This window comes from Leisingera sp. MMG026, assembly GCF_021654205.1.
Classification (GTDB): domain Bacteria; phylum Pseudomonadota; class Alphaproteobacteria; order Rhodobacterales; family Rhodobacteraceae; genus Leisingera.
Genome location: NZ_JAKFZM010000090.1, coordinates 2,501 through 6,216, shown reverse-complemented (window position 1 = coordinate 6,216; position 3,716 = coordinate 2,501). Strand labels below are relative to the sequence as shown.

At 53.4% G+C, this 3,716-nt stretch carries 1 tRNA gene and 2 rRNA genes; all 3 read right to left on the bottom strand.

Annotated elements, in window-relative coordinates:
* The 3 genes from L1069_RS23265 to L1069_RS23255 all read right to left on the bottom strand — a co-directional run bounded on the left by L1069_RS23265 (nucleotide 1) and on the right by L1069_RS23255 (nucleotide 3,305).
* A tRNA-Met gene (locus tag L1069_RS23265) sits at nucleotides 1-77 on the bottom strand.
* A 46-nt stretch (nucleotides 78-123) separates the two neighbouring features.
* Nucleotides 124-238: ribosomal RNA gene (rrf, locus tag L1069_RS23260) — 5S ribosomal RNA — on the bottom strand.
* A gap of 223 nt (nucleotides 239-461) precedes the next feature.
* A 23S ribosomal RNA gene (locus L1069_RS23255) occupies nucleotides 462-3,305 on the bottom strand.
* Between the last annotated feature and the right edge of the window lie 411 nt (nucleotides 3,306-3,716).

Here is a 3,716-nt window from a genome sequence, read left to right as displayed (position 1 = left end):
TGGTTGCGGGAGCAGGATTTGAACCTGCGACCTTCAGGTTATGAGCCTGACGAGCTACCTGGCTGCTCCATCCCGCGTCAGGTTTTTTTGAGACCGTATTGAGAGATTATTGGATTTTACTAGGTTTGGCGGTGACCTACTCTCCCAGGGCTTGAGCCCAAGTACCATCGGCGCGACAGTGCTTAACTTCCGGGTTCGGGAAGGGACCGGGTGTTTCACTTGTGCTGTAGCCACCAAACCAAGAAAAATCCAATTCCGACGGCCTTGCGAAGCAAGGCTGGCGAGCGGCAGGCAGCGTATTTGCTTCAGCAAATGCGCGAGATGCCGCCCGGTTGCTGTGTCACCGCCGGGTGGCGGCAGGCACGGGCAACTTGCGTCGGTTACAATCAACGTTGTCCAGGTTTTGTATTATGGGATGTGTTTGCTTGTTTGGTTTTGAGTAACACTGTCTGTTACTGGATCAAATCAAGCCTATCGGGCGATTAGTACCGGTCAACTGAATGCATTGCTGCACTTACATCTCCGGCCTATCGGCGTGGTGGTCTTCCACGGCCCTCAGGGATACCTTGTTTTGAGGGGGGCTTCCCGCTTAGATGCCTTCAGCGGTTATCCTGTCCGAACATAGCTACCCTGCACTGCTGCTGGCGCAACAACAGGTCCACCAGTGGTTCGTTCACCCCGGTCCTCTCGTACTAGGGGCAACTCCTCTCAAGTATCCTACACCCACGGCAGATAGGGACCGAACTGTCTCACGACGTTCTAAACCCAGCTCACGTACCTCTTTAAACGGCGAACAGCCGTACCCTTGGGACCTGCTCCAGCCCCAGGATGAGATGAGCCGACATCGAGGTGCCAAACACTGCCGTCGATATGGACTCTTGGGCAGTATCAGCCTGTTATCCCCGGCGTACCTTTTATCCGTTGAGCGATGGCCCTTCCACTCGGGACCACCGGATCACTATGGCCGACTTTCGTCTCTGCTCGACTTGTCAGTCTCGCAGTCAGGCTGGCTTCTGCCATTGCACTCAACGAGCGATTTCCGACCGCTCTGAGCCAACCTTCGCGCGCCTCCGTTACTCTTTAGGAGGCGACCGCCCCAGTCAAACTACCCGCCACGCAGGGTCCCGGATCCGGATAACGGACCGCGGTTAGATATCAAGAGTGCGAAGGGTGGTATCTCAAGGGAGGCTCCACCGCGACTTGCGTCACGGTTTCGATGCCTACCACCTATCCTGCACATCACAATCCTGATACCAGTGCGAAGCTGTAGTAAAGGTGCACGGGGTCTTTCCGTCTAACCGCGGGAAGCCTGCATCTTGACAGGCAATTCAATTTCGCTGAGTCGATGTTGGAGACAGCGGGGAAGTCGTTACGCCATTCGTGCAGGTCGGAACTTACCCGACAAGGAATTTCGCTACCTTAGGACCGTTATAGTTACGGCCGCCGTTTACCTGGGCTTCAATTCGGAGCTCTCACCCCTCCTTTTAACCTTCAGGCACCGGGCAGGCGTCAGACCCTATACGTCGTCTTGCGACTTCGCAGAGCCCTGTGTTTTTAATAAACAGTCGCCACCCCCTGGTTTGTGCCCCCGGATTCCACTTGCGTAGGACCCGGGCCTCCTTCTCGCGAACTTACGGAGGTATTTTGCCGAGTTCCTTCAACATCGTTCTCTCAAGCGCCTTGGTATTCTCTACCTGTCCACCTGTGTCGGTTTAGGGTACGGTCTGATGGAGGGCTATTTCCAGGGACTGATCAGCAGCCCATTCAATCCGATAAGGATGAACTACCTTCACAATCCGTCACATCCTCCTGGCCCACGAATATTAACGTGGTTCCCATCGCCTACGCCTTTCGGCCTCGGCTTAGGGGCCGGCTTACCCTGCTCAGATTAGCTTTAAGCAGGAACCCTTGGACTTTCGGCGAGAGTGTCTCTCACACTCTTTGTCGCTACTCATGTCATCATTCTCACTAGTGATCTCTCCACGGGATCGCTCACGCGCCCGCTTCATCGAAAGCTCCTTGCGTCCAATTCTTCCCGCAGGAAGATAAGGACGCATGGAACTATGTCACACTACGCTCTGCTACCATGCACTATGTGCATCCTCGGCTTCGGCTCATGGCTTGAGCCCCGTTACATCTTCGCCGCAAGACATCTTGATTAGACCAGTGAGCTGTTACGCTATCTTTAAAGGATGGCTGCTTCTAAGCCAACCTCCTGGTTGTTTTGGACGTCTCACCTGCTTTCCCACTTAGCCATGAATTGGGGGCCTTAGCCGGAGGTCAGGGTTGTTTCCCTCTCCACGACGGACGTTAGCATCCGCCGTGTGTCTGCCATCTAGTACTCCCGGGTATTCGGAGTTTGGTTAGGATCAGTAAGCCTGTGGGGCCCCATTACCCATCCAGTGCTCTACCCCCCGGGGTATTCGGATGACGCTCTACCTAAATAGATTTCGCAGAGAACCAGCTATCTCCGAGTTTGATTGGCCTTTCACCCCTAGGCACAGCTCATCCCGATCCTTTTCAACGGATGTGGGTTCGGTCCTCCAGTGCGTGTTACCGCACCTTCAACCTGGCCATGCCTAGATCACTCGGTTTCGGGTCTGATCCCACAAACTCATTCGCCCTATTAAGACTCGCTTTCGCTGCGCCTACACCTAACGGTTTAAGCTTGCTTGTGAGACCAAGTCGATGACCCATTATACAAAAGGTACGCTGTCAGCCCTCAAGGGGCCTCCAACTGATTGTAGGCGTTCGGTTTCAGGTACTGTTTCACTCCCCTCGCCGGGGTGCTTTTCACCTTTCCCTCACGGTACTGGTTCGCTATCGGTCAGTAAGGAGTACTTAGCCTTCGGAGGTGGTCCTCCGATCTTCAGACAGAATTTCACGTGTTCCGCCCTACTTAATACGTCCCTCAGAGCTTAGAATACGGGGCTGTCACCCGCTATGGCCATGCTTCCCAACATGTTCTTCTCACTCATCAGGCTCGGCTGGTCCGCGTTCGCTCGCCGCTACTAACGGAGTCTCTATTGATGTCCTTTCCTCCGGGTACTTAGATGTTTCAGTTCCCCGGGTTTGCTCTTATAAACCTATGTATTCAGTCTATAAGTACCTGGTTAAGCCCATTATAAGCAGCCATCCGGAATGAACCGGCGGCTATTATAACAAACTTTCAGGTGGGTTCCCCCATTCAGAGATCTTGGGATCAAAGCCTATTCCCGGCTCCCCCAAGCTTATCGCAGGGTATCACGTCTTTCATCGCCTCTTACTGCCAAGGCATCCACCAAACGCCCTTCTCGCGCTTGATTTGATCCAGAAAAAGAGAGTGTTCTAAAACACGCTCAGCTGCGGAAGCTGGTAAGAAACCACAGCATGTTTTCCTGAACCAAAAAGCAAACTATCCCGCTCCCGGCCACATTTGCGACCAGGAACTTATTGCATGATCGTGCGATCATGCGGGTTCAAATCCTTGCGGATATTGAACCGGGTTAGTGTACTTGACTTGGACAAAACTGTCTTTTCAATCAGGCAGACTTCAGGACGTCTGAGGAAACATGACGTATTCTGAAGCTCGCATCCCGTCCCGAAGGACAGTCAGCACCTGACTGAGGTCATTCCCACACTCGGGCGACCAACAGTCTTGTTGATTGTATCTCTCTTTACGATGTCAATTTCCGTCCGATTGGACGGTTAAACACTGCACAGTGCTTAACGGTCAA